The following is a 25,957-nucleotide window of genomic DNA, read 5'->3' on the forward strand; positions in this document are numbered from 1 at the left end:
CCCGCGGGCACAATGACGAGGCGCGGACGAGTTCCGCGCCTTTGTTTTTCCGGCCCATGCCCACATTCCTGCCCCGATTCTTGATCCTGCTGCTCGGCCTTGCCTTGGCCGAGCCCGGCCTCGCCGCCGTCTACCGCGACCCGCAAGGCGCGGTGCGCTTCGTCGTGCCCGACGGCTGGCGCGTGCGCACGCAACGCCAGGACGGCGTTCGCCAGTGGAAGCTCGTGCCGCCCAAGGCCGACCAGCGCGAACGCGCCGCGATCGACGTGCTGATCAAGGTCCGGCCTGCGCGTGGCAACGAATCGCTCGACCGGCTCGCGCGGCGCTTGAAAAAGGGCGAGGGCGACCGTGAGCCGGCCCTGTCCTTGCAGTACAACAAGACCGAGCAGCGCCTGTTCGCCGACGTGCGCGAGGGCGGCTTCGTGTCCGGCCGACTGTGGATCATGCGCCGCGAGTACCGGCTGTATCAGAAGGTCGGCAGGAAGACGATGATCGAGGCGCGCTGTTCGGCGACCGCCGCCGAGTTCGGCCATGTGCGCCGCGCGCTGTCTTCGATCTGCGCGTCGGTCAGACCGGACAAGCCATGACGGAGTTGTGGCAGAGGCTCTCTACCGGCCGTCTCGGCGCCGGCTGGATGATTGTCGCGGCGTTCTGCTTCGCGGCGATGGGCGTGTTCGTCAAGCTCGGCAAGCCCTTCTTCTCGCCGGCCGAACTGCTTTTCTACCGCACGCTGATCGGCTTCACCTCGGTCTCAGTCGTCGTCTTCGCGCGCCGCCGGCCAGTGTTCTCGGCCAACTGGGGCGCGCACCTGAAGCGCAGCTTCACCGGCTACGCCGCCATCGTCTGCCTGTTCTACGCGATCACCGAGCTGCCGCTGGCGACCGCCGTCACGCTCAACTACACGTCGACGCTGTTCTTCGCGCTGATCTGCGTGCTGTGGCTACGCGAAAAGCTCACCGGCCGTGTCAGCATCGCGCTCTTGATCGGCTTCGCCGGCATCGTCGCGCTGCTTCGTCCCACCTTCGACAGCCAGACGGGGTTCGCCGCGCTCGTCGGCCTGATGTCGGGCTTCTTCGCCGGCGCGTCGATTTTCCAGGTGCGCGAGCTCGGGCAGATGGGCGAGCCCGAGTGGCGCACTGTCTGGTGGTTCACCGGCGTGTCGACGCTGTTGTCTCTCGTGTGGCTGGTGTTCCACCGCTTCAGCCCGATAAGCTCGGCCAACCTGTGGATCCTGGTCGGGCTTGGCATATCGGCGACCGCCGGCCAGCTCGCGATGACGCGCGCGTACAAGGAAGGGCGCAAATTCCTCGCCGCGAGTTTCGGTTACCTGACCGTGGTGTTCTCGGCGCTGATGGGCTGGGGCCTGTGGGGCGACGCGGTGTCGGCCGAGGGGCTCATGGCGATGAGCGCGATCGTGCTGTCCGGCCTGATCGCCGCGCGCCGCGGCTGATTTGCCACGATCGTTCGGCCAAGCTTGGGTCGCGCCGCTGGCCGGGCTAAAATGAAAACATCATCCCCTCGACCGGAGCACGCCATGATCTCGATCCGCGAGCAGGCCTACGGCCTCGACGTAGCCCTCTACAACGAATTCACGCTGGCCGACTTCAAGCTGTTTGAAGAGGCCCTCACCAAAAGGTTGGCCGAGCGCGAGAAGCCCGACGTGCTGCTCGACCTGGCCGAGCTGAAGGACTTCACGCTCGACATGGCGCTCGAGGAGTTGAAGTTCGTGCGCGCGCATGAAAAGGATTTCGGTCTCGTCGCCATCGTCGTCACCGACGTGTGGATCAAGCTCGCCGCGCACATCGCCGGGCTGTTGGCGCACACGCGCAGCCAGTACTTCGACACCGTCGAGGAGGCGCAAGCCTGGCTCGAACACCCCGTCGCGGCTTGATCTCCAAAGCCGGAGCGTGACAGACTCGGCGCTTCTCGCAACAACCCGAAAAGAACGCCGATGTTGCCCAGCATTGCCCGCCGCCTCGCGGCCGAACTGAATGTCCGCGAGGCGCAGGTCGCCGCCACCATCGAACTGATCGACGGCGGCGCCACCGTGCCCTTCATCGCCCGCTACCGCAAGGAAGCCACCGGCGGGCTCGACGACACCCAGCTGCGCACCCTCGACGAGCGCCTCGTCTACCTGCGCGAACTCGACGACAGGCGCGCGGCCATCCTGAAAAGCATCGCCGAACAGGGCAAGCTCAGCCCCGAACTCGAAGCCGCGCTTTACGGCGCCGACAACAAGACCACGCTCGAAGACCTTTATCTTCCGTACAAGCCCAAGCGCCGCACCAAGGCGCAGATCGCGCGCGAGGCCGGCCTCGAGCCGCTGGCCGATGCCCTGCTCGCCGACCCGACGCAAGACCCGCAAACATTGGCCGAGACCTACGTCAACCTTGATGCCGGCATCGCCGATGCCAAGGCCGCGCTCGACGGCGCGCGCGCCATCCTGATCGAACGCTTCGCCGAAGACGCCGAACTGCTCGGCCAACTTCGCGAGAGGCTGTGGAACGAGGGCGAACTCGCCGGCACGGTGGTCGACGGCAAAGAGGAAGAGGGCGCCAAGTTCTCCGACTATTTCGAGTACCGCGAACCGATCAAGTCGACGCCGTCGCACCGCGCGCTCGCCTTGCTGCGCGGCCGCAACGAGGGCGTGTTGAGCCTGGTGCTCAGATACCAGCCCGACGACACGCCGATCACGCAGCGCTCTTCTTATGAAGAAGCGATCGCCGCGCGCTTCGGCGTCAAGGACGCCGGCCGCCCGGCCGACAAGTGGCTGCTCGACACGGTGCGCCTGACCTGGCGCGCGAAGATCTTCCTGTCGCTCGAACTCGAACTCGTCGGCCGCCTGAAGGACGCCGCCGATCTCGGCGCGATCAAGGTGTTCTCGGACAACCTGCACGACCTGCTGCTCGCCGCGCCGGCCGGCCCGCGCACGACGCTCGGCCTCGACCCGGGCTTGCGCACCGGCACCAAGGTCGCGGTGGTCGACAACACCGGCAAGCTGGTCGACACCACCACCATCTACCCGCACGAACCGCGCCGCGACTGGGATCGTTCGATCGCGGTGCTGGCGGCCTTGTGCGCGAAGCACAAGGTCGAGCTGATCGCGATCGGCAACGGCACCGCCAGCCGCGAGACCGACAAGCTCGCGCAGGAGATCATCAAGAAATACCCGGAACTGGGGCTGACCAAGATCGTCGTGTCCGAGGCCGGCGCTTCCGTTTATTCGGCGTCCGAACTCGCCGCACGCGAATTCCCGGACCTCGACGTTAGCATTCGCGGCGCGGTGTCGATCGCGCGCCGCCTGCAGGACCCGTTGGCCGAGCTGGTGAAGATCGACCCGAAATCGATCGGCGTCGGCCAGTACCAGCACGACGTCAACCAGAGCCAGCTCGCCCGCGCGCTCGACGCGGTGGTCGAGGATTGCGTGAACGCGGTAGGCGTCGACGTGAACACCGCGTCGGTGCCACTGCTCACCCGCATCTCGGGTCTGAATAGCACGCTCGCCGGCAATATCGTCGCCTACCGCGACCTGAACGGCGCGTTCCGCACGCGTCAGGAATTGCTGAAGGTCTCGCGCCTCGGCGACAAGACCTTCGAACAGGCGGCGGGCTTCCTGCGCATCATGAACGGCGCCAACCCGCTCGACGCGTCGTCGGTCCACCCGGAGGCCTACCCGGTGATCGAGAGCATCGTCGCGAAGAGCGGTCGCGCGGTGAAGCAGCTGATCGGCGACAGCACCTACCTCAAGACCATCCGTCCGGCCGACTACACCGACGAGCGCTTCGGCCTGCCGACGGTGATGGACATCCTGAAGGAGCTCGACAAGCCGGGGCGTGACCCGCGGCCGGAATTCAAGACGGCCACCTTCCAGGAAGGCATCGAAGACATCAAGGACCTCACGCCGGGGATGGTCCTCGAAGGCGTGGTCACCAACGTCACCAACTTCGGCGCCTTCGTCGACATCGGCGTGCACCAGGACGGCCTGGTCCACATCTCGGCGCTGTCCGAGAAATTCATCGACGACCCACGCAAGGTCGTCAAGGCCGGCGACATCGTCAAAGTGAAGGTGCTCGAGGTCGACGTGAAGCGTCGTCGCATCGCGCTGACCGCTCGCATGGGCGACAGCGTCGAGTCGCGTAGCGGCAATCGTTCGCCGAGTGCAGGCGGGACTGGAAAGGGCGACCGTCGCCCGTCGCGCCAGGAGCCGCAAGGCGATACCGCGATGGCGGCAGCGTTCGCCAAGTTGCGCCGCTGAGCTTTGTAGAAGTCTTCCCCCCCCCAACGGGCCGCGAAAGCGGCCCGTTTTTCATGGTTTCAAAGCTTGGCCGAGGCTCGGCCAACCTTGGTGTGTGGCGAGGGAGGGCGCAGTGGAGGACGGCGTCGAGCGGACGGTGCATCGAGCTGGAAAGACAGTTTCGTTACAAAACAAAGACTTGTGGCTGCGGTATCGTTTGGGCTGCAGAAATCGGCACTTTTTCACCGATAAGGTGTTGACGGGGAGTGGGGCGGGGCGTATATTTTGCCTCCTCTGCTGCAGACGCAACCAACGAAGCGAAAGCGGCGCCGCTCTTTAAGAACATGAACAACCGATAGGTGTGAGTTTCTGGCCGAGGCGAGAAACTGGCACCAGCAAGACAAGCGATCTTCGGATCGCAAGCCTTGCGGACCAGAAAGTACGATAAGCTTAGGTTTGAACTGAAGAGTTTGATCCTGGCTCAGATTGAACGCTGGCGGCATGCTTTACACATGCAAGTCGAACGGTAGCAGGTCCTTCGGGATGCTGACGAGTGGCGAACGGGTGAGTAATGCGTCGGAACGTACCGAGTAATGGGGGATAACGCTTCGAAAGGAGTGCTAATACCGCATACGCCCTGAGGGGGAAAGTGGGGGACCGGCAACGGCCTCACGTTATTCGAGCGGCCGACGTCTGATTAGCTAGTTGGTGGGGTAAGAGCCCACCAAGGCGACGATCAGTAGCGGGTCTGAGAGGATGATCCGCCACACTGGGACTGAGACACGGCCCAGACTCCTACGGGAGGCAGCAGTGGGGAATTTTGGACAATGGGCGCAAGCCTGATCCAGCCATGCCGCGTGTCTGAAGAAGGCCTTCGGGTTGTAAAGGACTTTTGTCGGGGAGGAAATCCGCACACCTAATACGTGTGTGGGATGACAGTACCTGAAGAATAAGCACCGGCTAACTACGTGCCAGCAGCCGCGGTAATACGTAGGGTGCAAGCGTTAATCGGAATTACTGGGCGTAAAGCGTGCGCAGGCGGTTGTGTAAGTCTGATGTGAAAGCCCCGGGCTCAACCTGGGAACGGCATTGGAGACTGCACGGCTAGAGTGCGTCAGAGGGGGGTGGAATTCCGCGTGTAGCAGTGAAATGCGTAGAGATGCGGAGGAACACCGATGGCGAAGGCAGCCCCCTGGGATGACACTGACGCTCATGCACGAAAGCGTGGGGAGCAAACAGGATTAGATACCCTGGTAGTCCACGCCCTAAACGATGTCGACTAGTTGTTGGGGGTTGAAATCCCTGGTAACGCAGCTAACGCGTGAAGTCGACCGCCTGGGGAGTACGGCCGCAAGGTTAAAACTCAAAGGAATTGACGGGGGCCCGCACAAGCGGTGGATGATGTGGATTAATTCGATGCAACGCGAAGAACCTTACCTAGCCTTGACATGCTCGGAACCCTGCTGAAAGGTGGGGGTGCCCGCAAGGGAGCCGGGACACAGGTGCTGCATGGCTGTCGTCAGCTCGTGTCGTGAGATGTTGGGTTAAGTCCCGCAACGAGCGCAACCCTTGTCGTTAATTGCCATCATTCAGTTGGGCACTTTAACGAGACTGCCGGTGACAAACCGGAGGAAGGTGGGGATGACGTCAAGTCCTCATGGCCCTTATGGCTAGGGCTTCACACGTCATACAATGGTCGGTACAGAGGGTCGCCAAGCCGCGAGGTGGAGCCAATCTCATAAAGCCGATCGTAGTCCGGATTGCAGGCTGCAACTCGCCTGCATGAAGTCGGAATCGCTAGTAATCGCAGGTCAGCATACTGCGGTGAATACGTTCCCGGGCCTTGTACACACCGCCCGTCACACCATGGGAGTGGGGGATACCAGAAGTGGGTAGGCTAACCTTCGGGAGGCCGCTTACCACGGTATGCTTCATGACTGGGGTGAAGTCGTAACAAGGTAGCCGTAGGGGAACCTGCGGCTGGATCACCTCCTTTCTAGAGATAGCTGAGGCCAGGAATTCACAACCTATCGGTTGTTCTTAAAGATGCGTAGCAACTGGGTTTGTAGCTCAGCTGGTTAGAGCACCGTGTTGATAACGCGGGGGTCGTTGGTTCGAGTCCAACCAGACCCACCAGTTCTAGTTGGGGGCATAGCTCAGTTGGGAGAGCACCTGCTTTGCAAGCAGGGGGTCGTCGGTTCGATCCCGTCTGCCTCCACCATCATTCCGCAAACGAAAGCGCATGGCCAGAGGATTCTGGTTGGCGTGAGCTTTCGTTTGCGTGATTAACGCATCGATCTTTAACAAACTGTAAGCCGAAATCAATCAAAGCGGCGCGACAAACGGCGTGGTTAATTCCTTGCCGGATGAAGTGCCAACTTGGGTAGATGATTGTATCAACGGCGTGTTCTTTGAAAAGGGGAGCATGCCGCGTCGCAAACACAACCGATTAGTTCAGAAATCGTAAGGTGTCTGAAATGATAGGGTCAAGCGACTAAGTGCATCTGGTGGATGCCTTGGCGATCACAGGCGATGAAGGACGTGTAAGCCTGCGAAAAGCGCGGGGGAGCTGGCAATAGAGCTATGATCCCGCGATATCCGAATGGGGAAACCCGGCTCGAAAGAGTCACCGCTGCCTGAACACATAGGGCAGAGGGAGCGAACCCGGCGAACTGAAACATCTAAGTAGCCGGAGGAAAAGAAATCAACCGAGATTCCGTTAGTAGTGGCGAGCGAATGCGGAACAGCCAGTACGTGATAAGTAGAGTGTTAGGAGAAGGCCCTGGAAAGAGCCGCCATAGTGGGTGATAGCCCCGTATCCGAAAACAGTTTACTGGTACTAAGCGTACGAGAAGTAGGGCGGGACACGCGAAATCCTGTCTGAAGATGGGGGGACCATCCTCCAAGGCTAAATACTCGTGATCGACCGATAGTGAACCAGTACCGTGAGGGAAAGGCGAAAAGAACCCCGGGAGGGGAGTGAAATAGATCCTGAAACCGGATGCATACAAACAGTGGGAGCCCTTGAAAAATGGGGTGACTGCGTACCTTTTGTATAATGGGTCAGCGACTTACGTTCAGTAGCAAGCTTAACCGAATAGGGGAGGCGTAGGGAAACCGAGTCCGAATAGGGCGATTCAGTTGCTGGGCGTAGACCCGAAACCGAGTGATCTATCCATGGCCAGGATGAAGGTGCGGTAACACGCACTGGAGGTCCGAACCCACTAATGTTGCAAAATTAGGGGATGAGCTGTGGATAGGGGTGAAAGGCTAAACAAACTCGGAGATAGCTGGTTCTCCCCGAAAACTATTTAGGTAGTGCCTCATGTATCACTTCCGGGGGTAAAGCACTGTTATGGCTAGGGGGTCATTGCGACTTACCAAACCATGGCAAACTAAGAATACCGGAAAGTGCGAGCATGGGAGACAGACGGTGGGTGCTAACGTCCATCGTCAAGAGGGAAACAACCCAGACCGCCAGCTAAGGTCCCAAATGATCAGTTAAGTGGTAAACGAGGTGGGAAGGCCTAGACAGCTAGGATGTTGGCTTAGAAGCAGCCATCATTTAAAGAAAGCGTAATAGCTCACTAGTCGAGTCGTCCTGCGCGGAAGATGTAACGGGGCTCAAACTGATAACCGAAGCTGCGGATCTAGACGTCGTCAGTGTCGTCTAGATGGTAGGGGAGCGTTCTGTAGGCCTGTGAAGGTGGCTTGTAAAGGCTGCTGGAGGTATCAGAAGTGCGAATGCTGACATGAGTAGCGATAAAGCGGGTGAAAAGCCCGCTCGCCGAAAGCCCAAGGTTTCCTACGCAACGTTCATCGGCGTAGGGTGAGTCGGCCCCTAAGGCGAGGCTGAAAAGCGTAGTCGATGGGAAACGGGTTAAAATTCCCGTACTTTCGTATAGTGCGATGTGGGGACGGAGAAGGTTAGGTCAGCGGCCTGTTGGAATAGGTCGTTCAAGCCGGTAGGCTGGAGAGGTAGGCAAATCCGCCTCTCCTTAAGGCCGAGACGTGATAACGAGGGTCTACGGACCTGAAGTGACTGATACCACGCTTCCAGGAAAAGCCACTAAGCTTCAGCTATACGAGAACCGTACCGCAAACCGACACAGGTGGGCAGGATGAGAATTCTAAGGCGCTTGAGAGAACTCAGGAGAAGGAACTCGGCAAATTGATACCGTAACTTCGGGAGAAGGTATGCCCCTGTAGCGTGTAGTGACTTGCTCACGAAGCGCGAAGGGGTCGCAGAGAATCGGTGGCTGCGACTGTTTATTAAAAACACAGCACTGTGCCAACACGAAAGTGGACGTATACGGTGTGACGCCTGCCCGGTGCTGGAAGGTTAAGTGAAGGGGTGCAAGCTCTGGATCGAAGCCCCAGTAAACGGCGGCCGTAACTATAACGGTCCTAAGGTAGCGAAATTCCTTGTCGGGTAAGTTCCGACCCGCACGAATGGCGTAACGATGGCCACACTGTCTCCTCCTGAGACTCAGCGAAGTTGAAGTGTTTGTGAAGATGCAATCTACCCGCTGCTAGACGGAAAGACCCCGTGAACCTTTACTGTAGCTTTGCATTGGACTTTGAACAGACTTGTGTAGGATAGGTGGGAGGCTATGAAGCGCAGACGCCAGTTTGCGTGGAGCCATCCTTGAAATACCACCCTGGTGTGTTTGAGGTTCTAACCTTGGTCCGTGATCCGGATCGGGGACAGTGCATGGTAGGCAGTTTGACTGGGGCGGTCTCCTCCCAAAGTGTAACGGAGGAGTTCGAAGGTTACCTAGGTACGGTCGGAAATCGTGCTGATAGTGCAATGGCATAAGGTAGCTTAACTGCGAGACCGACAAGTCGAGCAGGTGCGAAAGCAGGACATAGTGATCCGGTGGTTCTGTATGGAAGGGCCATCGCTCAACGGATAAAAGGTACTCCGGGGATAACAGGCTGATTCCGCCCAAGAGTTCACATCGACGGCGGAGTTTGGCACCTCGATGTCGGCTCATCACATCCTGGGGCTGTAGCCGGTCCCAAGGGTATGGCTGTTCGCCATTTAAAGTGGTACGTGAGCTGGGTTTAAAACGTCGTGAGACAGTTTGGTCCCTATCTGCAGTGGGCGTTGGAAGTTTGACGGGGGCTGCTCCTAGTACGAGAGGACCGGAGTGGACGAACCTCTGGTGTACCGGTTGTCACGCCAGTGGCATCGCCGGGTAGCTAAGTTCGGAAGAGATAACCGCTGAAAGCATCTAAGCGGGAAACTCGCCTGAAGATGAGACTTCCCTGGAGGCTTGACCTCCCTGAAGAGTCGTTCGAGACCAGGACGTTGATAGGTCGGGTGTGGAAGCGCTGTGAGGCGTGAAGCTAACCGATACTAATTGCTCGTGAGGCTTGATCCTATCATTTGAGACACTTTAAGAGTGTTGTGACTGCGACGAGAGACGATCGTCACCCAAGAATTTGATTGAACCGTGACCCCTCGGGGGCACGCTTCGGCTTACTAAGTTTGTTGACAGTTTATGTCTGGCGGCCATAGCGAGGTGGTCCCACCCCTTCCCATCCCGAACAGGACCGTGAAACGCCTCAGCGCCGATGATAGTGCAGATACCTGTGTGAAAGTAGGTCACCGCCAGACGCCCCTTACGCAACCCCCGTGCCCCTGGCACGGGGGTTTGCTGCGTTACGGCGCGCCCCCGCGTCGCTGCCGCGCCCGGCTCGGCCAAGCTGGCGGGTGCCGACGCCCCTCTCCCGCGCGGCCTAGCCCGTGTTCTGCCAGGCCTCGGCCAACCTTGACCGGCTGGCGCTACGTTGGCCGAGCGGCATATTCCCTTGCACTCTGTTGATGAAATCCGTCGGCCTTGAGACTGGCCGATGCTCAGCCCCACTGATCGCCGCGCTCGGCTGTCTCGCTTATTCCCGACGAACGAGTCATATCGTTATATCCGTTCCGTTCTGTTATTTATGTCGACCTTCGGGTAGATTACGGTCTTGGATGAAGCAGTCTGCCCGCAAATCGGGCGGACTCGAAAGCGAAACCCGAACGTCATGCGGTCGGGGCAAGATTCAGCATTAGGGAAAAAGAGGCTGCAAGGCCTAGCAGAAGACGAGATGATCCAAATCAGCGAAGAGAGGCTGACTCACCTCAAGCAGTTGGAAGCGGAGTCGATTCATATTATTCGGGAGGTGGCGGCGGAGTTCGAGAATCCGGTCATGCTGTATTCGATCGGCAAGGATTCGGCGGTGATGCTGCACCTTGCCCTGAAGGCATTCTATCCGGGCAAACCGCCTTTCCCGCTGATGCATGTGGACACCACGTGGAAGTTCCGCGACATGATCGCGTTCCGCGACCATGTGGCCGAGAAATACGGGCTGGACCTGATCGTGCACGTGAACGAGGAGGGCGTGCAGGCCGGCGTCAACCCGTTCGATTCGGGTAGCGCCAAGCACACCGACGTGATGAAGACCGAGGGTCTGAAGCAGGCGCTGAACAAGTACAAGTTCGACGCCGCCTTCGGCGGCGCGCGCCGCGACGAGGAAAAGTCGCGCGCCAAGGAGCGCGTGTACTCGTTCCGCGACAAGAACCACCGCTGGGACCCGAAGAACCAGCGCCCGGAACTCTGGAACATCTACAACAGCCGGATTGACAAGGGCGAGAGCATCCGCGTGTTCCCGCTGTCGAACTGGACCGAGCTCGACATCTGGCAGTACATCTTCCTCGAGAACATCGACATCGTGCCGCTGTACTTCGCCGCCGAACGTCCGGTGGTCGACCGCGACGGCACGCTGATCATGGTCGACGACGAGCGCATGCCGCTGCGCGACGGCGAGGTGCCCGAGGTGAAGTGGGTGCGTTTCCGCACGCTCGGCTGTTACCCGCTGACCGGCGCGGTCGAGTCGCACGCGCAGACGCTGCCCGAGATCATCCAGGAGATGCTCTTGACCAAGACCTCCGAGCGCCAGGGCCGCATGATCGACCACGACTCGGCCGGCTCGATGGAAAAGAAAAAGATGGAAGGCTACTTCTAAGGCCGACGTTGGCCGAGCCTTCCCGTGGATGTCAGGGCGGGGCGTGTGTTCGCCGCGCCGCCCGTGTAGATGGAACGACGTATGTCCCACCAGTCTGATCTGATCGCCAGCGATATCCTGGCCTATCTCAAGCAGCACGAGAACAAAGACCTGTTGCGCTTCATCACCTGCGGCAACGTCGACGACGGCAAATCGACGCTGATCGGCCGCCTGCTGCACGATTCGAAGCTGATCTTCGAAGACCAGCTGGCCGCGATCCAGCGCGACTCGAAAAAGTACAACACCACCGACGAAGAGATCGATCTGGCCTTGCTGGTCGACGGCCTGCAGGCCGAGCGCGAGCAGGGCATCACCATCGACGTCGCGTACCGCTACTTCAGCACCGACAAGCGCAAGTTCATCATCGCCGACTGTCCGGGCCACGAGCAGTACACGCGCAATATGGCGACCGGCGCGTCGACGTCGGACCTCGCGATCATCCTGATCGACGCGCGTTACGGCGTGCAGACGCAGACGCGTCGCCACAGCTACATCGTCAGCCTCTTGGGCATCCGCCACGTGATCGTCGCGGTGAACAAGATGGACCTCTTGGACTTCGACCAGAGCGTGTTCGAGAACATCAAGAAGGACTACCTCGCGTTCGCCGAGAACCTGTCGATTCCGGACATCCGCTTCGTGCCGATCTCGGCGCTGAAGGGCGACAACGTCGTCAACGTCAGCGACCGCACGCCATGGCATGCCGACGGTTCGCTGATGCAGTTGCTGGAGTCGGTCGACATCGACCGCAGCGAGGGCGTCGACGCGTTCCGTCTGCCGGTGCAGTACGTGAACCGCCCGAACCTCGACTTCCGCGGCTTCTGCGGCACCATCGCCGCTGGCCGCGTCGCGCCGGGCGACGAGATCGTCGCGCTGCCGTCGGGCAAGACCAGCCGCGTGAAGGCGATCGTGACCGCCGACGGCGAGCTGCCGAGCGCGTTCGCCGGCCAGGCGGTGACGCTGACCTTGGAAGACGAGATCGACATCTCGCGCGGCGACATGATCGTGCGCGCCGGCGAGGTGCGTCCGGCGGTGTCGAACGCGTTCAGCGCCCACGTGGTGTGGATGAACGAAAACCCGCTGGTGGTCGGCAAGGAGTACATCTTCAAGCTGGCCGGCAAGAGCGTGACCGGCAGGGTGTCGGCGCTCGAGCACCGCATCGACGTCAACACCTTGACCGAGTCGGTGACCGACCAGCTGGCGCTGAACGAGATCGCGCTGGTGACGGTCGAGCTGAACGCGCAAGTCGCCTTCGACGCCTACGCCGACTCGCGCGGCAGCGGCAGCTTCATCGTGATCGACCGGCTGTCGAACGCGACCGCCGGCGCCGGCATGGTCGCCAAGGCGCTCGACGCGCATCTCAGCGACGATGCCGACGAGCTGTCGCGCTTGCGCGACTTCGAGGTCGAATTGAACGCGCTGGTGCGCAAGTACTTCCCGCACTGGGAAGCGCGCGACGTCAGCCGCCTGTTCAAGTAAGCGTCATCGGTATCAAAAGCTCGGCCAGCCGAGCGCGACGACAAAGCCCCGCGTCATGCGGGGCTTTTTGTTTGTGCGCGTGCCGGATTCAGCGCGGCGGGGAGTTCGCCATGCCTGCGAGGCTTGGCCAGCGCTTCAAAGCGGCGAAACGCGCGCAGAAGTAGTCGACGAGGCGCGCGTCGCCCAGCGGCATGAACAGCCGGCCGGGCACCAGCCGCTCGCGGGTGCGTGCCAGGTGCTTGCGGAAGCGCCCGCTCTGCAAAAGGTGGATGAGCAGCAGCTCGTCAAGGCGCGAACCGGTCAGCACCGAGCCGACACGTTGGCCGAGCAGGCTGTCGACGATAGACGGCTCGGCGCAGACGAAGCCCAGCCGCATCGCCGGGCTCAGCACCTTGGAAAAGCTGCCGAAGTAGATCACGCGCCTGAGGCCGGACAGTTGCGCGAGCCGCAGCGGCTCGTCCGGGTGCAGGTCGCCGTAGACGTCGTCCTCGGCGATCAGGAAGTCGTGGTGCTCGGCCAAGGTCAACAGCCGGTGCAGCACCGGCGCGCTCGCGTCCCAGCCGGTTGGGTTGTGCAGCACCGACTGCACGAACACCATGCGCGGCCGGTGTTCGCAAGGAGGTCGAGCATGATGGGCATCCGCTTGATCGATGCCGCTAGTGTAGGGAGGGGGCGAGGAGTGGGGCAGGCACAGTCGGCACGATACGGCGCGCACTGTGCCGGTGGCATCACCGCTACGGTAAGCTTCAAACGTTGGCCGAGCTCTCCTGAGTGTCGCGCCAGCGGGCGGCGGCGGCGGTCAGCTGGCTGCCGAGCTCGCGCGTTGCCGGGCCGGCGGCGTCCGGGTCGGCGTAGATCAGGTAGAGCGCGCTGTGGCGGGTGCGGCCGCTGGAAAGTGGCAGCGGCACGAGCCGGCCCTCGGCCAGTTGCGCGCCGATGCGGTGGCGCGGCAGCCACGCGAAGGCGAGGCCGGCCTCGACGGTGGCGATCGACGTCTCGGTGTTGCCGACCGTCCAGCGCTGGCGCGCGCCGAGCCAGCCCTCGTTGCGCGGCTCGCGCGTGCCCGAGTCGCGCAGGACGACCTGGGTGTGCGCGGCCAGGTCGTCCTGCGCGATGGTGCGGTTCAGCGCGAACAAGGGGTGGTTCGGCGCGGCGACGGCGACGAATTCGGCGTCGAGCAGCCAGTCGCCGAGAAAGCCGGCCGGCACGCGGTTGCCGACCGCCAGTTCCGCCTGGCCGCTATACAGCGCGTCGTCGGCGCCCGACATCACTACCTCGATCAACTGCAGCCGCGTGTTCTCGCAGTGGCCGGCGAAGGCCGACAGCGCGCAAAGCAAGGGTTCGGTCGGAAACAGGCTGTCTACCGCGAGGCGCACCTCGGCCTCCCAGCCGAGGTTGAGCGCGTGCGCGCGTTCCTCGAGCCGGGTCAGCGAGTCGACCAGCGGGATCGCGTCGCGCAGCAGCGCGGCGCCGGCGCCGGTCAGCACCATGCGCCGGCCCTGCGGTTCGAGCAGCGCGACGCCGAGCTGTTCCTGTAGCTTGGAGACGGCGTAGCTGACCGCCGACTGGCTACGGTTGAGCGCCTGCGCGGCCTGCGCGAAGCCACCGAGTTCGACGACGGCCTGCAGGGTGCGCCACTGGTCGGCGGCGGTGCGGGGGAGCTTCATTGATCTGAAAATCCGATGAATTAAACGAAAAAATTGCGCTTTTTAATCGGATTATAGCTGCCAATAATACAGGCATCGGATCGGGGCGCGCGGCGCGCTCGCCGACTTGCTAAAGGAGCCAACATGAACAAGCTGATCGATCTCGGGGCGCGCGTGCTGATGGCGCAGATCTTCATCATCGCCGGCATCGGCAAACTCGGTGCCGGCTACGCCGGAACGCAGGGGTATATGGAGTCTATGGGGGTGCCGGGGATGCTGTTGCCGCTGGTGATCCTGACCGAGCTGGGCGGAGGTCTCGCGCTGCTGTTGGGCTTCCAGGCGCGTCTCGCGGCGCTGGCGCTGGCCGGCTTCTCGATCGCCGCGGCGCTGATCTTCCACACCAACTTCGCCGACCAGATGCAGACGATCAACTTCATGAAGAATCTGGTGATGGCCGGCGGCCTGTTGATGGTGACGCTGCACGGCGCCGGCGAATTGAGCGTCGACGCGGCGCGTAAGCGCAAGTAACGATTTCGGTCATCCCCTTTTCCTGGAGTCCATCATGAGCCACAACGCTTTCGTCAGCCGCGAAGTCGAACGCCTGCTCACCGGCGTGCCGGTGTCCGACGGCGCCGGGGTGAAGCTCAAACGCGTGCTGACGCACGACCTGCAGCGCCGCCTCGACCCGTTCCTGATGCTCGACGAGTTCCGCTCCGACGACCCGGACGACTACCTTGCCGGCTTCCCGGACCACCCGCACCGCGGCTTCGAAACGGTCACCTATATGATCGACGGCCGCATGCGCCACCGCGACAACGCCGGCAACGAGGGCCTGTTGAGCCCGGGCGGCGTGCAGTGGATGACCGCCGGGCGCGGCATCGTCCACTCCGAACTGCCCGAGCAGCAGGACGGGCTGATGCACGGCTTCCAGCTGTGGGTGAACCTGCCGTCGCGCGACAAGATGACGGAGCCGGCCTACCGCGACATCCCCGACGGCGACATCCCGGTGGTGCAGGCGAAGGACGGTGTCAGCGTGAAGGTGGTCGCAGGCTTCGCAGAAGACACCGTCGGCGCGGTGACGCGCGAGGCGACGCAGCCGCTGTACCTGGACATCGCGCTCGCAAGGGGCACGCGTTACGACGCGGCGATCCCATCCGGCCACAACGCCTTCCTCTACGTGTACGACGGAGAACTTGCCGCAGGCGAGCGCGGCCAGAAGGTGGTCGCCGGGCAGATGGCGGTGCTGGCCAACGCCGCCGCGGGCGGCGTGTCGCTCCAAAGCGCCGACGGCGCCCGCGTGCTGGTGATCGCCGGCCGGCCGCTGAACGAGCCGATCGCACAGTGGGGGCCGTTCGTGATGAACACCCGCGAGGAACTGGACGCGGCGTTCGAGGACTTCCGCGCCGGCCGCTTCTGAGGCTCGGCCAACCTTTCTGGAGCGATCATGAGTGCAGTGCTGCATGAAATCCGCGCGCAGGCGCGCGACATCGGCTTCCCGGTACGCAGGCTGCTGCCGAGCGCCAAGGCGCAGTCGGTCGGCCCCTTCGTGTTTCTCGACCACATGGGCCCGGCGCGCTTCGAGGCGGGGAGCACCGTCAGCGACGTGCGGCCGCACCCGCACATCGGCCTCGCCACCGTCACCTATCTGTTCTCGGGCGCGATGATGCATCGCGACGGCCTCGGTTCGGTGCAGCGCATCGAGCCGGGCGCGGTCAACCTGATGACCGCCGGGCGCGGCATCGTCCACTCGGAAAGGATCCCTTCCGACGTGCGCGACGAGGGTGCCGCGGTCGAGGGCATCCAGATGTGGGTCGCGCTGCCGTTGGCCGAGGAAGGCTGCGAGCCGGCCTTCTGCCACTACTCGGAAGAGGTACTGCCGCGCTGGCGCGACGGCGGCGCCGACGTGCACTTGCTGATCGGCGAGATGCTCGGCCGACGTTCTCCGGTCGCGGTGAAGAGCGAGACGCTGTACGCGGCGCTGAGCCTCGACGCGGGCGGCAGCTTCACCGTGCCGGCGGCCGCGCCTGAGCGCGCGCTCTACGTCGCCGAAGGGGACATCACGCTAGACGGCGTGCAAGTCGCGCCGCAAACGCTGCTCGTCCTCGTGCCGGGGGCGACGCCGGTATTGCAGGCCAATAGCGCGGCGCGGCTGATGCTGCTCGGCGGCGCGCCGCTAGATGGAGATGATAAAGGGGGCGGAAGGCGGCTGATGTGGTGGAACTTCGTCGCCAGCCGCCGCGAGCTGATCGAAGACGCGAAGGCCGACTGGCAGGCCGGGCGCTTCGTCCCGGTGCCGGGCGAGACCGAATTCATCCCGCTGCCCGAGCGCTGAAAGCGCTAGCGGCTTGCAAAAGAACCGGCCCGCGGCGGCCGGTTTTTTCATGACATCTGTATTCGGAAAGGGTCGCTCGCCGACGGCCGCGTGCTCGCGTGTGAACGTTGGCCGAGGCTCGGCCAGGCATGAAACGGCTGTCGAGACCAACGAGGCATTAGTCAAAAAAGCCGTGTCCCGGTCAGGGGGCACGGCTTCATCGGCGGGCGTTCAGGCGATCTGGTAGTCGAGCTTGAACGCCGCGCCCTTGTCCTCGGCCAGCGTCTTGACGAGGTAGGGCAGCGTCGCCTTGATGCGCTCGGGCAGCGTCCACGGCGGGTTCAGCACGAATAGGCCGCTGCCGTGCATGCCGAAGCCGTCGGCGGACGGCGTGCGCACCGCCAGTTCGACGTCGAGCCAGCCCTTGGCCGGCAGCTTCGCGAGCTGCTTCTTCATCTCGCGCACCTCGGCCCGCTGCAACAGCGGGTACCACACCGCGTACACGCCGCCCGGGAAGCGTTTGAGCGCGTCCTCGAGCGTGTCGACCACGCGCCGGTAGTCCTTCTTGTCCTCGTACGGCGGGTCGATCAGCGTCAGCGCGCGGCGCGGCGCCGGTGGCAGCAGCGACTTCAGCAGTGCGAAGCCGTCGGCCTTCTCGACACGGGCGCGCTTTTCCTGTTTGAAGTTGTCGGCAAGGTGCACGTAGTCGGTCGGGTGCAGTTCGAACAGCCGCAAGCGGTCGTCGGGCCGCAGCACCTCGCGCGCGAAGCCGGGCGAGCCCGGGTAGTGGCGCAGCGTGCCGTCGGGGTTGGCCGAGCGCACGATGTCGAGGTAACGCGCCAGCGTCGCCGGCGCGTCGCTGCGCTGCCACAGCCGGCCGACGCCGGTGTCGAACTCGGCGTTCTTCTGCGCGTATTCCGAATCGAGCGCGTAGTAGCCGGCGCCGGCGTGCGTGTCGATGTACCAGTAGGGCTTGTCCTTCTGGTTCAGATACTCGGCGAGCTCGACGAGCAGCCAGTGTTTGAGCACGTCGGCGTGGTTGCCGGCGTGGAAGGCGTGACGGTAGCTGAGCATGGTTCGGATTCTTGTGGGAGATGGGCCGATTGTAGTGCGGGCGGGCTCAGGCGGGCCAGAAACGCGCCGGCACTGCGTCCTTCCAGCCGAGCCGGTAGATCAGCGCGGCCAGTTCGGGCGCCAAGGGCGCGGTCAGCGTCAGCGGCTCGTTGGTGAACGGGTGGACGAGACGCATCTCGACGCAGGCGAGCAAGAGGCGGTCGCTGCCGAGGTAGTCGGCGAACATGCGGTTGTGGCAGCCCTTGCCGTGCGTGCCGTCGCCGATGATCGGGTGGGCGATGTGCTTCATGTGCCGACGCAGCTGGTGTCGGCGGCCGGTGAGCGGCGACAGTTCGACCAGCGCGTAGCGGCTTTGCGGGTAACGGTCGACGGCGACCGGCAGCTCGACGGTGGCCAGCGTCTTGTAGCGGGTGACGGCCGGCTGCGGCTCGGTGCTGACGGTTTCGCCTATCCATTCGAGGTCGTCGACGCGGCGCGCCAGCGCGTGGTCTATTTCACCCGATTCATCAGGCCAGCCACGCACGACGGCCAGATAGGTCTTGTCGACCTCTTGGCGCTCGAAGCGCCACGACAGCTCGCGCCCCGCGTCGCGGCTCTTGCCGAACAAGAGCACGCCCGACGTGCCCTTGTCGAGCCTATGCGCCGGGTAGACGCGCTGGCCGATCTGCTCGCGCAGCATCTGCAGCGCGAAGCGGCGCTCGTGCTTGTCGAGCACGGTCCGGTGCACCAAGAGGTTGGTCGGCTTGTGGATGGCGATCAGCTGATCGTCTTCGTAGAGGATGGGCAGCATGCGCGGGTTGGCCGAGGTCGGGGCGGCATTATCGCACGAGACGGCTCGGCCAATGCTTCAGGTGCGCGCGAGCTTCGGTGCGACAGGCTTCTGGCGGAACACGAGCACGTTGCCGGCCATCACCAGCGCGAGGCCGGCGAGCGCCGGCGGCGTCCACTGGTAGCCCTCGAACCACACCGACACGTTCAGCGCGACCACCGGGAACAGCACCGTGCAGTAGGCGGCGCGCTCCGGGCCGAGCCGGCCTACCAGCATCAGGTAGGCGGTGAAGCCGATCACCGAGCCGGGGATCGCCAGATAAAGCAGCGCGCCCAGATAGCGTGCCTGCGTGTCGATCGTGAACGGCAGCCCGGCTGCCATGCTGCCGGCGACGAGTACCGCTGCGCCGGCCAGCATCGCCCACGCGTTGGTCTGCAAGGGCGCAAGGCCGAGGCCCTGCAGCTTGCTCGACAAGAGGTTGCCGATCGAGAAGCACAAGGTGCCCACCAGCGCGAGACCGAGGCCGGTGAGGGTGCCGGCGTCGGCGGCGCGGCCGGCCAGCTGCGGCCAGAACAGCGCGGTCATCCCTAGCAAACCTAGCGCGCCGCCGGCGAGCACCTGCGGCGCGATGCGGCGCTTCAAAAAGACCCGCGCGTTCAGCGCGTTCCACAGCGTCGCGGTAGAGAACACCACCGCGACCAGACCGCTCGGGATGTAGCGGCTCGCGTGGTAGAAGCACAGGAAGTTGAAGCAGAACAGGCACAGGCCCTGAGCGGCGATCAGCTTTGCGGCCGGGCCGCGCGGTATTTTCAATCGCCCGCTTGCGGCGAGGAGGACGAACAGTATGAGGGCGGCGAGCAAGAAGCGGTAGGCGATCGACAGCGGGATCGCCACGTCGCCGAGCTGCCACTTGAGCGCGATCCAGGTCGTGCCCCAGATCAGTACGGTAGACAGATAGAGCAGGGCGTTCATGGCGCGGCTCCTGGTGAAGAATGCCCCCAGTGTGGCCGTCGCAGCGGCTTCGCGATTGCAGATTCCTGCGCTTTTTTGCCGGCGCGCCGCACGGTGAAGATGCGCGCGACGTACACTGGCATCGAGAGGAAAACGCCATGTCCACGCTCCAGGTCTTCGACACGCTGACCCGCTCGCACGCCGACCTCGAACGCAGCGCGCCGCTCGGCGACGGGCTGGTCGCGGCCGTGTGGCAGCGCAATAGGCTCGAGGACACCGTCTACCGCCGGCCGAGCCACCACACGCTGTCGCTCTACCTCGAGGGCGGCTTCGACATCGTCCGCCGTGGCCTCTCCGAGCAGCACGGCGCGCCCGACAAGCTGTGCATCCTGCCGGCCGAGCACGAGTCGTACTGGCAGATCAACGGCCGCATCCGCTTCGTCCATCTGTATTTCACGCCCGAGCAGTTCGGCAGCCTCGCTATTACCCTGCTCGACCGCGAACCGCGCGAGCTGACGCTGTTCGACCGCACCTATATGGAAGACGCGCGCCTCGCCGCCGCGTGCCGCCGCCTGGCGCAGCTTAACTGGGACGACGCCGATGGCCGGTTGACCGGCAACGCGCTCGGCCACGAGGTGCTCGCGCACCTGATGCTGACGCAGACCGGAAGGCGCCAGTCTCTCGCAGTCAAGGGCGGGCTCGCGCCGGCGCAGCGCCGCCGCGTGCGCGAACTCATCGACGCCAGGCTCGACGCCGCGCTGACCGTAGGCGAGCTGGCGGCGGAGCTCGCGCTGTCCGAATACCACTTCGCGCGCATGTTCCGCGCGTCCTTCGGCGTGCCGCCGCACGCGTGGATCATCGCGCGACGGCTGGAGCGTGCGCGCGCGGCGCTCGCGCGGCCCGACACGCCGCTAGCCGACGTCGCCGCCGCCTGTGGTTTCTCCAGCGCGAGCCACCTCGCCAACCGCTTCCGCGCCGCCATGGGTGTGACAGCCGGCGACTACCGGCGCTGGGCGGCGGGCCGCGCGTGACGCTGTTATAGCTCGGCCAACGTTGGCCGAGCTTTTTTCTGCATAGTGAAGGCGCTTACTTCTCGCGCAGCACCGTCCTGAACCCGACGTGCGACGTCGCGAGGTTGGCTTCCTGCGGGTGGCGAGCCGCCGCCCGGTAGCGCACGCAGTAGTCCTGCGCGCACAGGTAGGAGCCGCCCTTGATCACCGCGCGCTCGCCGGCCTTAAGTTCCGCGCCGCTCGCGCTCGCACCGACGAAGGGGTCGCCGTTGCCGTGCGATTGGTGGGGTCCCAGATAGGGACTCGCCGTCCATTCCCATACGTTGCCGATCATGTCGTAGAGGCCGAAGCCATTCGCGGCGAAGCAGCCTACCGGCGCGCGGCCGCGGTAGCCGTCGTCGCGCGTGTTGAGCGCCGGAAACGGCCCCTGCCAGAAGTTGGCGGCCGGCTTGCCGCGCGCGTCGACCGGCGCTTTGTCGAGCGCCGGGTCGCTGCGGCCGGCCTTGGCCGCCCATTCCCATTCGGCCTCGGTCGGCAGGCTGTGCCCGCGCTAGCGCGCGTACGCGTCGGCGTCGCGGCGCGTGACCTGGATCACCGGTTCGTTGTCGCGGCCCTCGACGCTGCTGTCAGGCCCTTCAGGGTGACGCCAGTCTGCTCCCTTCGTATAGACCCACCACGTGTACGGCCGCGACGACAGCTCGTTGGCGCTCGGCACCTTGAACACTGCCGCGCCGCCTTGCCTTTCCGCCTCGGTCACGTGGTCGGTCGCCTTCACGAAAGCGGCGAACTGCGCGTTGCTGACCTCGGTGCGCGCGATGGCGAACGGCTTGATCGTCGCGGTGACGACGGGCCGTTCGTCGGCGTAGCCGGCGTCAGAACCGAGCTTGAGCGTGCCGCCGGGCAGCCTCACCACCCCTGCGTCTCTCACCGGCCAGCCTTCGGGCAGTCCGGAATAGCGAGCGCACTGCACCTTGTTGCCCAGCGCTTCGGCCGCGCCCGCCGCGAAGGCGGGCGCGGCGAGCATGACCGCCAGCCAGAGCTTGTCGCGCTTCATGCCCGCTCCTTATTGCCAGACCGGCAGGATCAGGCCGACGCGCTGGACGTACGCGTCCCACTCGGCGGTGAGCTCGCTCACCACCTGCGGGTTGGCCGAGGCCACGTCGGTCGTCTCGCCGCGGTCGGTCGCGAGGTCGAACAGCTCCCAGCGGCCCGGTCCTGCCGGCGGCGTCACCCAGCTGATCTTCCAGTTGTCGCGGCGCACGTAGCGGCCGCCGTGCAGCTCGTCGGCGATGACGGCGCCGGCCGCGCGCAGCTCCTTGCCGCGCTCGTCGAGCGCCGGCAGCAGCGACACGCCGGTGATCGGGTTGACGGTCTTGCCCTTGTGCTGGCTGCCCGGGTCAGGCGCCTTCGCCAGTTCTAAGAGCGTAGGCGCGAGGTCGGTCACCGACGTGAACTGCGTCAGCGCGGCTTTGGCGCCGATCTGCCTGGGCAGGCGCGCGATCGCCGGGACGACCACGCCACCCTCGGTCGGGTTGCCTTTCCACAGCCGGAACGGCGTTGCGCCGACTTCGGCCCAGCGGCGGCCGTACGAGACGTTGGACAGCGGCTTGCCGAGGTTGGCGAGGCTGTTGTCGGAGTTCGCGTTGTTCGGATAGACGCGCGTGCCGTCGCCGCCCTCGGCGCCGTTGTCGGACTGGAAGAAGATCAGCGTGTTGTCGTACTGGCCGTTCTTTTTCAGTTCGGCGATCAGGCGGCCGATGTTCCAGTCGAGGTTCTCGACCATCGCCGCGTAGACCTCCATGCGGCGCGCCTCGAAGGCCTTCTGTTCGGCCGTCAGGCTGCCCCATTTCGGGTTGGCTGGCGTGTCGGGCAGCCCCGGGTTCTCCTTGAAGTCGGCCGGGATGATGCCGAGCTGCTTCTGCCTGGCCAGCCGCGCGGCGCGGATCGCGTCGTAGCCGGCGTCGTAACGCCCCTTGTAGCGGTCGATGAAGCCCTCCGGCGCCTGCAGCGGCCAGTGCGGCGACGTGTACGCGGCGTAGGCGAAGAACGGCTTGCCGTCGCCCTTGTTCTTGGCCAGATACGAGATCAGCTTGTCGGTGTAGAAGTCGGTCGAGTAGAAGTTGGCCGGCAGCCGGGTGATCGTCTTGCCGTTTTCTACGTAGGTCGGCAAGAGCTTGCCGTCCTCGCGGTAGCCGACCTCGTCGTAGGTCTGCACCTTGCCGGCGATCGGCGCGAAGTGGTTGCCGCCGCCCTGCAACAGCGCGAACGAAGACTCGAAGCCGCGCGCCTTCGGGCTCAGCGCCTCGGTCAGGCCGAGGTGCCACTTGCCGGCCATATAGGTGTGGTAGCCGGCGTCCTGCATCAGTTCGGCGATCGACAGAGAGCGCTCGTTCAGATAGCCCTCGTAGCCGGGCTTGCCCCTCTGGTTAGGCGCCGTGACCTCGGCCATCGCGCCGAGACCGGCGAGGTAGTGGTCGGTGCCGGAGAAGATCATCGAGCGCGTTGGCGAGCAGGTCGGCGCCGAATGGTGGTCGGTCAACAGCCGGCCTTCGGTCGCCAGCCTGTCGAGGTTGGGCGTGGAAATTTCGCCGCCGAAGGCGCCGATGTCCGAGTAGCCGAGGTCGTCGGCGACGATCAACAGCACGTTCGGCCGGGTGTCGGCCGGCTTGGGCGGCGGGGTGTTGTTGCCGCCAGGCGTGGAGGACGATCATCGCCAGCACGATGGATCATCGCGCGGCCCGACACGCCGCTCGCCGACGTCTGATTCCTTCCCGCAAAAAAGCTCGGCCAACCTTTGAGGGGTGGCCGAGCTTTTTCCGGCAAGCGTCATGGGGCCGCCACTCACCATCGCCGGCGTATCGCCGCGCCGGACGCCGGGTCCGGCTAGCCCCGACATCAATCCCGTGCGAGTACCTGGATGATCGGGCAGCCCATCGAAGACTGCCCGGCATCGCACTGCCCGATCAGGTCGGCCAATGCCTGCCGCATCGCCGTCAGGCCCGCCAGCTTTTGGTCGATCAACGCCACCTTGTGGGCGGCCAGCTCGCGGGTTTGGGCGCAGGCGCCGGCTTCGTCCAGCCGCAAGAGACCCGCCACTTCGTCCAGCGTGAAGCCCAGCGCCTGCGCCCGTTTGATGAAGCGGGTGCGCTTCACCACCTCCGCCGGATAGCGGCGATAGCCGCCCGTCGGCTTGTCCGGCTCGGCCAGCAGGCCCCGGCGCTGGTAGTAGCGGATCGTCTCGACGTTCACCCCGGCCAGCTTTGCCACGCGCCCTATCGTCAATGCCTCGGCCATGCAATTCCCCTTGATTCCGTACCCAGGTACAGAGATTAGACTGCAATTGACTGGCGAGTTCGGAGGAATGGGCATGGCTTCATCGAATGGCAGCGGATCGCTGATGGCGGGTGTGCTGGCCGCCGTGGGCGCATCGGCGTGTTGCGTCGGGCCGCTCGTGCTGCTGTCGCTCGGCATCGGCGGGGCATGGATAGCCAGGCTGACCGCGCTGGAGCCGTACCGCCCGATCTTCATCGGGCTGACGCTGCTGTTTCTCGGGCTGGCCTTCCGCCGGCTCTACCTCGTTCCTCAAACCTGCGCACCCGGCTCGCCGTGCGCCGATCCGCGCACCAAGACACGCCAGCGCCTGACGTTCTGGATCGTCTCGGTGTCGTCGCTTGGCCTGTTGGCCGTGCCGTGGCTCGCGCCGTTGTTCTACTGAGAGGCACCACCATGCAACTGACCGACATCGACCCCGCTCTCGGCCTGATGGCCGAGTTCGGCAAGCTTACCCAGGGCACGACCCGACACATCCAGCAGATGCGCCAGGACGCGATCTTCTCCGAAGGTGCGGTGCCGGCGCGGTACAAGACGCTCGCAGCGATGCTGTGGGCGATCTCGGCCCGCTGCGAGCCCTGCTTCAAGTTCTACGTGCAGCAAGCCGTCAGGCTCGGCGCGACGCAAGAGGAGTTGGGCGAAGTGCTCGCCGTGGCCTCGACGATGGGGGGCTGCGTCGGCGAGATGTGGGCGCTCAAAGCCTTCAAGGCGTACAAAGACTTCACTAGCGGCGAAGCCGCCCCGGAAGCCGAGCCTAGTTGCTGCATGTAGCGCGTACCTCCCACCGGAATCAAGCCCGCTGTCAAGCGGGCTTTTGTGCCCGGCTATGGCCTTAGCGGCGGCTGACGGGAACCTCAGGCCGGACGCCGCTTCGCATGCAGCACCCCCATCGCCAGCACGCCGGCGACCAGCCCCCAGAACGCCGAGCCGACGCCGAACAGCGTGACGCCCGACGCGGTGACGAGGAAGGTGATCAGCGCCGGTTCGCGCTCGTGCTCGTCGCGCACCGCGGCGGCCAGACCGTTGCCGATGGTGCCCAAGAGCGCCAGCCCGGCGACCGCCAGCACCAGTTCCTTCGGGAAGGCGGCGAACAGCGCGCCGACCGTCGCGCCGAACGCGCCGATCAACAGATAAAACACGCCGGCGGCGACCGAGGCGACGTAGCGGCGGTCAGCGTCCTCGTGCGCCTCTCGCCCCATGCAGATCGCGGCGGTGATCGCGGCCAGATTCAGCGCGTACGCGCCGAATGGCGCGAGAACTAGGGTAGCCACGCCGGTCCAGCCGACCAGTGGCGATACCGGCACGTGGTAACCCGACGCGCGGATCACCGCGACGCCCGGCACGTTCTGCGACCCCATTGTCACTATAAACAGCGGCAGCGCGACGCCGATCAGCGTTCCGGCCGAGAAAACGGGCGCGGTGAATACCGGCGCGGCGAGTTCGAAGCTCAGGCCGGACAGATGCAACTGCCCCTGGGCGAACGCGATTGCGATACCTGCGAAGAGCGTCACGACGATCGCGTAGCGCGGCTGCAGCCGGCGCGCGATCAGATAAACGCAGAACATCGTGAAAACCAGCGCGAACTGCGTCTTCATCGCGGTGTAGACGTCGAGCCCGAAGCGCAGCAGCACGCCGGCCAGCATGCCCGACGCGAGCGAAATCGGGATGCGCCTGATCGCCTTTTCGAACCAGCCGGTGAAGCCGAACAAGGTAATCAGCACGGCCGACACCAAAAAGGCGCCGACCGCCTCGGCCATCGGCACGCCGGTCGCGCTGGTGATCAGCATCGCGGCGCCGGGCGTCGACCACGCGGTGACCACCGGCACCCGGTAGCGCAGCGACAGGCCGATGCACGTCAGCCCCATGCCGAGCCCGAGCGACAGCATCCACGACGCGGTTTCTTCCGGCGTCGCGCCCAGGGTACCCGCCGCCTGGAACACGATGACGGCCGAGCTGGTGAAGCCGACCAGCACGGTGACGAAGCCGGCGATGATCGCCGACGCGGACAGGTCGTTGAAAAAACGCATTGGGAATCGAATCGGCTGTGAAGTCAGCATTCGAGCATACCATCGGCCGGTCGCGCGGCGAGGCTTGCTCACCCCG

At 64.3% G+C, this 25,957-nt stretch carries 20 protein-coding genes, 2 tRNA genes, 3 rRNA genes and 1 pseudogene; 17 read left to right on the top strand and 9 right to left on the bottom strand.

Features of this window, described 5'->3' with window-relative positions:
- Positions 1-56 precede the first annotated feature (56 nt).
- The 11 genes from DWG20_RS11040 (at position 57) to cysN (ending at position 12,763) form a co-directional block, all read left to right on the top strand.
- Positions 57-587 carry a hypothetical protein gene (locus DWG20_RS11040; RefSeq protein WP_115433865.1) on the top strand — a complete coding sequence of 177 codons (531 nt, stop codon included), beginning with the start codon at positions 57-59 and terminating at the stop codon, positions 585-587.
- The gene (locus DWG20_RS11045) at positions 584-1,450 is read left to right on the top strand and encodes a DMT family transporter (RefSeq protein ID WP_245944711.1); all 867 of its coding nucleotides are present in this window, start codon (positions 584-586) and stop codon (positions 1,448-1,450) included. Before DWG20_RS11040 ends, DWG20_RS11045 begins: the two co-directional genes overlap by 4 nt.
- Positions 1,451-1,534: 84 nt before the next feature.
- On the top strand, positions 1,535-1,891 hold the full coding sequence (locus DWG20_RS11050; RefSeq protein ID WP_115433866.1) for a SpoIIAA family protein: 357 nt from the start codon (positions 1,535-1,537) through the stop codon (positions 1,889-1,891).
- A gap of 60 nt (positions 1,892-1,951) precedes the next feature.
- Positions 1,952-4,255: a Tex family protein gene (locus tag DWG20_RS11055; RefSeq protein ID WP_115433867.1), complete on the top strand. Its 2,304-nt coding sequence runs from the start codon at positions 1,952-1,954 to the stop codon at positions 4,253-4,255.
- A 437-nt stretch (positions 4,256-4,692) separates the two neighbouring features.
- A 16S ribosomal RNA gene (locus DWG20_RS11060) occupies positions 4,693-6,230 on the top strand.
- Positions 6,231-6,293: 63 nt separating this feature from the next.
- Positions 6,294-6,370 (top strand) — tRNA-Ile (locus tag DWG20_RS11065).
- 9 nt (positions 6,371-6,379) lie between these two features.
- Positions 6,380-6,455 (top strand) — tRNA-Ala (locus DWG20_RS11070).
- Between the two features lie 263 nt (positions 6,456-6,718).
- A 23S ribosomal RNA gene (locus tag DWG20_RS11075) occupies positions 6,719-9,621 on the top strand.
- Positions 9,622-9,744: 123 nt separating this feature from the next.
- Positions 9,745-9,857, top strand: a 5S ribosomal RNA gene (gene rrf / locus DWG20_RS11080).
- The 16S, 23S and 5S rRNA genes sit together here with 2 tRNA genes alongside, the layout of an rRNA operon.
- A 410-nt stretch (positions 9,858-10,267) precedes the next feature.
- Positions 10,268-11,248 carry a sulfate adenylyltransferase subunit CysD gene (cysD, locus tag DWG20_RS11085; RefSeq protein ID WP_115433868.1) on the top strand — a complete coding sequence of 327 codons (981 nt, stop codon included), beginning with the start codon at positions 10,268-10,270 and terminating at the stop codon, positions 11,246-11,248.
- A gap of 81 nt (positions 11,249-11,329) precedes the next feature.
- Positions 11,330-12,763, top strand: a complete 1,434-nt coding sequence (gene cysN / locus DWG20_RS11090; RefSeq protein ID WP_115433869.1) for a sulfate adenylyltransferase subunit CysN — start codon at positions 11,330-11,332, stop codon at positions 12,761-12,763.
- An 88-nt stretch (positions 12,764-12,851) separates the two neighbouring features.
- Here the strand turns inward: cysN and DWG20_RS11095 are convergent, their stop codons facing one another.
- Together DWG20_RS11095 and DWG20_RS11100 are read right to left on the bottom strand one after the other, a co-directional pair.
- Positions 12,852-13,478 (bottom strand): aminotransferase class I/II-fold pyridoxal phosphate-dependent enzyme, encoded by a 627-nt coding sequence (locus DWG20_RS11095; RefSeq protein ID WP_281269915.1) that lies wholly within the window; start codon positions 13,476-13,478, stop codon positions 12,852-12,854.
- 31 nt (positions 13,479-13,509) lie between these two features.
- A complete protein-coding gene (locus DWG20_RS11100; RefSeq protein WP_115433871.1) occupies positions 13,510-14,430 on the bottom strand; it encodes a LysR family transcriptional regulator in 921 nt (306 codons plus the stop codon).
- A gap of 123 nt (positions 14,431-14,553) precedes the next feature.
- On the opposite strand from DWG20_RS11100, the gene DWG20_RS11105 reads away from it, so the two are divergent.
- Genes DWG20_RS11105 through DWG20_RS11115 form a run of 3 tightly spaced genes read left to right on the top strand, consistent with a single transcriptional unit; the run spans position 14,554 to position 16,741 of the window.
- Positions 14,554-14,937 (top strand): DoxX family protein, encoded by a 384-nt coding sequence (locus DWG20_RS11105; protein ID WP_115433872.1) that lies wholly within the window; start codon positions 14,554-14,556, stop codon positions 14,935-14,937.
- A 34-nt stretch (positions 14,938-14,971) separates the two neighbouring features.
- The gene (locus DWG20_RS11110; RefSeq protein WP_115433873.1) at positions 14,972-15,826 is read left to right on the top strand and encodes a pirin family protein; all 855 of its coding nucleotides are present in this window, start codon (positions 14,972-14,974) and stop codon (positions 15,824-15,826) included.
- Between the two features lie 27 nt (positions 15,827-15,853).
- On the top strand, positions 15,854-16,741 hold the full coding sequence (locus DWG20_RS11115) for a pirin family protein (protein WP_115433874.1): 888 nt from the start codon (positions 15,854-15,856) through the stop codon (positions 16,739-16,741).
- A gap of 210 nt (positions 16,742-16,951) precedes the next feature.
- Here DWG20_RS11115 and DWG20_RS11120 read toward each other — a convergent pair whose 3' ends face one another.
- From DWG20_RS11120 to DWG20_RS11130, 3 genes are read right to left on the bottom strand one after another with little or no spacing between them, the layout of a single operon-like run.
- Positions 16,952-17,794, bottom strand: a complete 843-nt coding sequence (locus DWG20_RS11120) for a 23S rRNA (adenine(2030)-N(6))-methyltransferase RlmJ (protein WP_115433875.1) — start codon at positions 17,792-17,794, stop codon at positions 16,952-16,954.
- 46 nt (positions 17,795-17,840) lie between these two features.
- The gene (locus DWG20_RS11125) at positions 17,841-18,584 is read right to left on the bottom strand and encodes a tRNA pseudouridine(65) synthase TruC (protein WP_115433876.1); all 744 of its coding nucleotides are present in this window, start codon (positions 18,582-18,584) and stop codon (positions 17,841-17,843) included.
- Positions 18,585-18,641: 57 nt separating this feature from the next.
- A complete protein-coding gene (locus DWG20_RS11130; RefSeq protein ID WP_115433877.1) occupies positions 18,642-19,535 on the bottom strand; it encodes a DMT family transporter in 894 nt (297 codons plus the stop codon).
- Positions 19,536-19,672: 137 nt separating this feature from the next.
- Here DWG20_RS11130 and DWG20_RS11135 point away from each other — a divergent pair, with 137 nt between their 5' ends.
- Positions 19,673-20,545, top strand: a complete 873-nt coding sequence (locus DWG20_RS11135) for a helix-turn-helix domain-containing protein (protein WP_115433878.1) — start codon at positions 19,673-19,675, stop codon at positions 20,543-20,545.
- 55 nt (positions 20,546-20,600) lie between these two features.
- Here DWG20_RS11135 and DWG20_RS16450 read toward each other — a convergent pair.
- The 3 genes and pseudogenes from DWG20_RS16450 to merR all read right to left on the bottom strand — a co-directional run bounded on the left by DWG20_RS16450 (position 20,601) and on the right by merR (position 23,818).
- A pseudogene (locus DWG20_RS16450) lies at positions 20,601-21,578 on the bottom strand (formylglycine-generating enzyme family protein).
- A gap of 9 nt (positions 21,579-21,587) precedes the next feature.
- Positions 21,588-23,168 carry an arylsulfatase gene (locus tag DWG20_RS11145; protein WP_115433879.1) on the bottom strand — a complete coding sequence of 527 codons (1,581 nt, stop codon included), beginning with the start codon at positions 23,166-23,168 and terminating at the stop codon, positions 21,588-21,590.
- Between the two features lie 251 nt (positions 23,169-23,419).
- A complete protein-coding gene (gene merR / locus DWG20_RS11150; RefSeq protein ID WP_115433880.1) occupies positions 23,420-23,818 on the bottom strand; it encodes a mercury resistance transcriptional regulator MerR in 399 nt (132 codons plus the stop codon).
- 73 nt (positions 23,819-23,891) lie between these two features.
- Here merR and DWG20_RS11155 point away from each other — a divergent pair, with 73 nt between their 5' ends.
- Together DWG20_RS11155 and DWG20_RS11160 are read left to right on the top strand one after the other, a co-directional pair.
- Positions 23,892-24,239 carry a mercuric transporter MerT family protein gene (locus DWG20_RS11155; protein ID WP_484012378.1) on the top strand — a complete coding sequence of 116 codons (348 nt, stop codon included), beginning with the start codon at positions 23,892-23,894 and terminating at the stop codon, positions 24,237-24,239.
- A gap of 11 nt (positions 24,240-24,250) precedes the next feature.
- Positions 24,251-24,625, top strand: a complete 375-nt coding sequence (locus DWG20_RS11160) for a carboxymuconolactone decarboxylase family protein (RefSeq protein WP_115433882.1) — start codon at positions 24,251-24,253, stop codon at positions 24,623-24,625.
- Between the two features lie 83 nt (positions 24,626-24,708).
- Here the strand turns inward: DWG20_RS11160 and DWG20_RS11165 are convergent, their stop codons facing one another.
- Complete coding sequence (locus tag DWG20_RS11165) at positions 24,709-25,881, bottom strand: benzoate/H(+) symporter BenE family transporter (protein ID WP_115433883.1); 1,173 nt, start codon at positions 25,879-25,881, stop codon at positions 24,709-24,711.
- Positions 25,882-25,957: the final 76 nt, after the last annotated feature.

Source organism: Crenobacter cavernae (genome assembly GCF_003355495.1).
Lineage (GTDB): Bacteria > Pseudomonadota > Gammaproteobacteria > Burkholderiales > Chromobacteriaceae > Crenobacter > Crenobacter cavernae.

Coding starts and splice junctions, on each gene's coding strand:
- DWG20_RS11120 (WP_115433875.1), bottom strand. CDS start 17,794: ATGCTCAGCTACCGTCACGCCTTCCACGCCGGCAACCACGCCGACGTG.
- DWG20_RS11045 (WP_245944711.1), top strand. CDS start 584: ATGACGGAGTTGTGGCAGAGGCTCTCTACCGGCCGTCTCGGCGCCGGC.
- DWG20_RS11110 (WP_115433873.1), top strand. CDS start 14,972: ATGAGCCACAACGCTTTCGTCAGCCGCGAAGTCGAACGCCTGCTCACC.
- merR (WP_115433880.1), bottom strand. CDS start 23,818: ATGGCCGAGGCATTGACGATAGGGCGCGTGGCAAAGCTGGCCGGGGTG.
- DWG20_RS11130 (WP_115433877.1), bottom strand. CDS start 19,535: ATGAACGCCCTGCTCTATCTGTCTACCGTACTGATCTGGGGCACGACC.
- DWG20_RS11125 (WP_115433876.1), bottom strand. CDS start 18,584: ATGCTGCCCATCCTCTACGAAGACGATCAGCTGATCGCCATCCACAAG.
- DWG20_RS11100 (WP_115433871.1), bottom strand. CDS start 14,430: ATGAAGCTCCCCCGCACCGCCGCCGACCAGTGGCGCACCCTGCAGGCC.
- DWG20_RS11105 (WP_115433872.1), top strand. CDS start 14,554: ATGAACAAGCTGATCGATCTCGGGGCGCGCGTGCTGATGGCGCAGATC.
- DWG20_RS11040 (WP_115433865.1), top strand. CDS start 57: ATGCCCACATTCCTGCCCCGATTCTTGATCCTGCTGCTCGGCCTTGCC.
- cysD (WP_115433868.1), top strand. CDS start 10,268: ATGCGGTCGGGGCAAGATTCAGCATTAGGGAAAAAGAGGCTGCAAGGC.
- DWG20_RS11050 (WP_115433866.1), top strand. CDS start 1,535: ATGATCTCGATCCGCGAGCAGGCCTACGGCCTCGACGTAGCCCTCTAC.
- DWG20_RS11135 (WP_115433878.1), top strand. CDS start 19,673: ATGTCCACGCTCCAGGTCTTCGACACGCTGACCCGCTCGCACGCCGAC.
- DWG20_RS11055 (WP_115433867.1), top strand. CDS start 1,952: ATGTTGCCCAGCATTGCCCGCCGCCTCGCGGCCGAACTGAATGTCCGC.
- cysN (WP_115433869.1), top strand. CDS start 11,330: ATGTCCCACCAGTCTGATCTGATCGCCAGCGATATCCTGGCCTATCTC.
- DWG20_RS11165 (WP_115433883.1), bottom strand. CDS start 25,881: ATGCGTTTTTTCAACGACCTGTCCGCGTCGGCGATCATCGCCGGCTTC.
- DWG20_RS11160 (WP_115433882.1), top strand. CDS start 24,251: ATGCAACTGACCGACATCGACCCCGCTCTCGGCCTGATGGCCGAGTTC.
- DWG20_RS11115 (WP_115433874.1), top strand. CDS start 15,854: ATGAGTGCAGTGCTGCATGAAATCCGCGCGCAGGCGCGCGACATCGGC.
- DWG20_RS11155 (WP_484012378.1), top strand. CDS start 23,892: ATGGCTTCATCGAATGGCAGCGGATCGCTGATGGCGGGTGTGCTGGCC.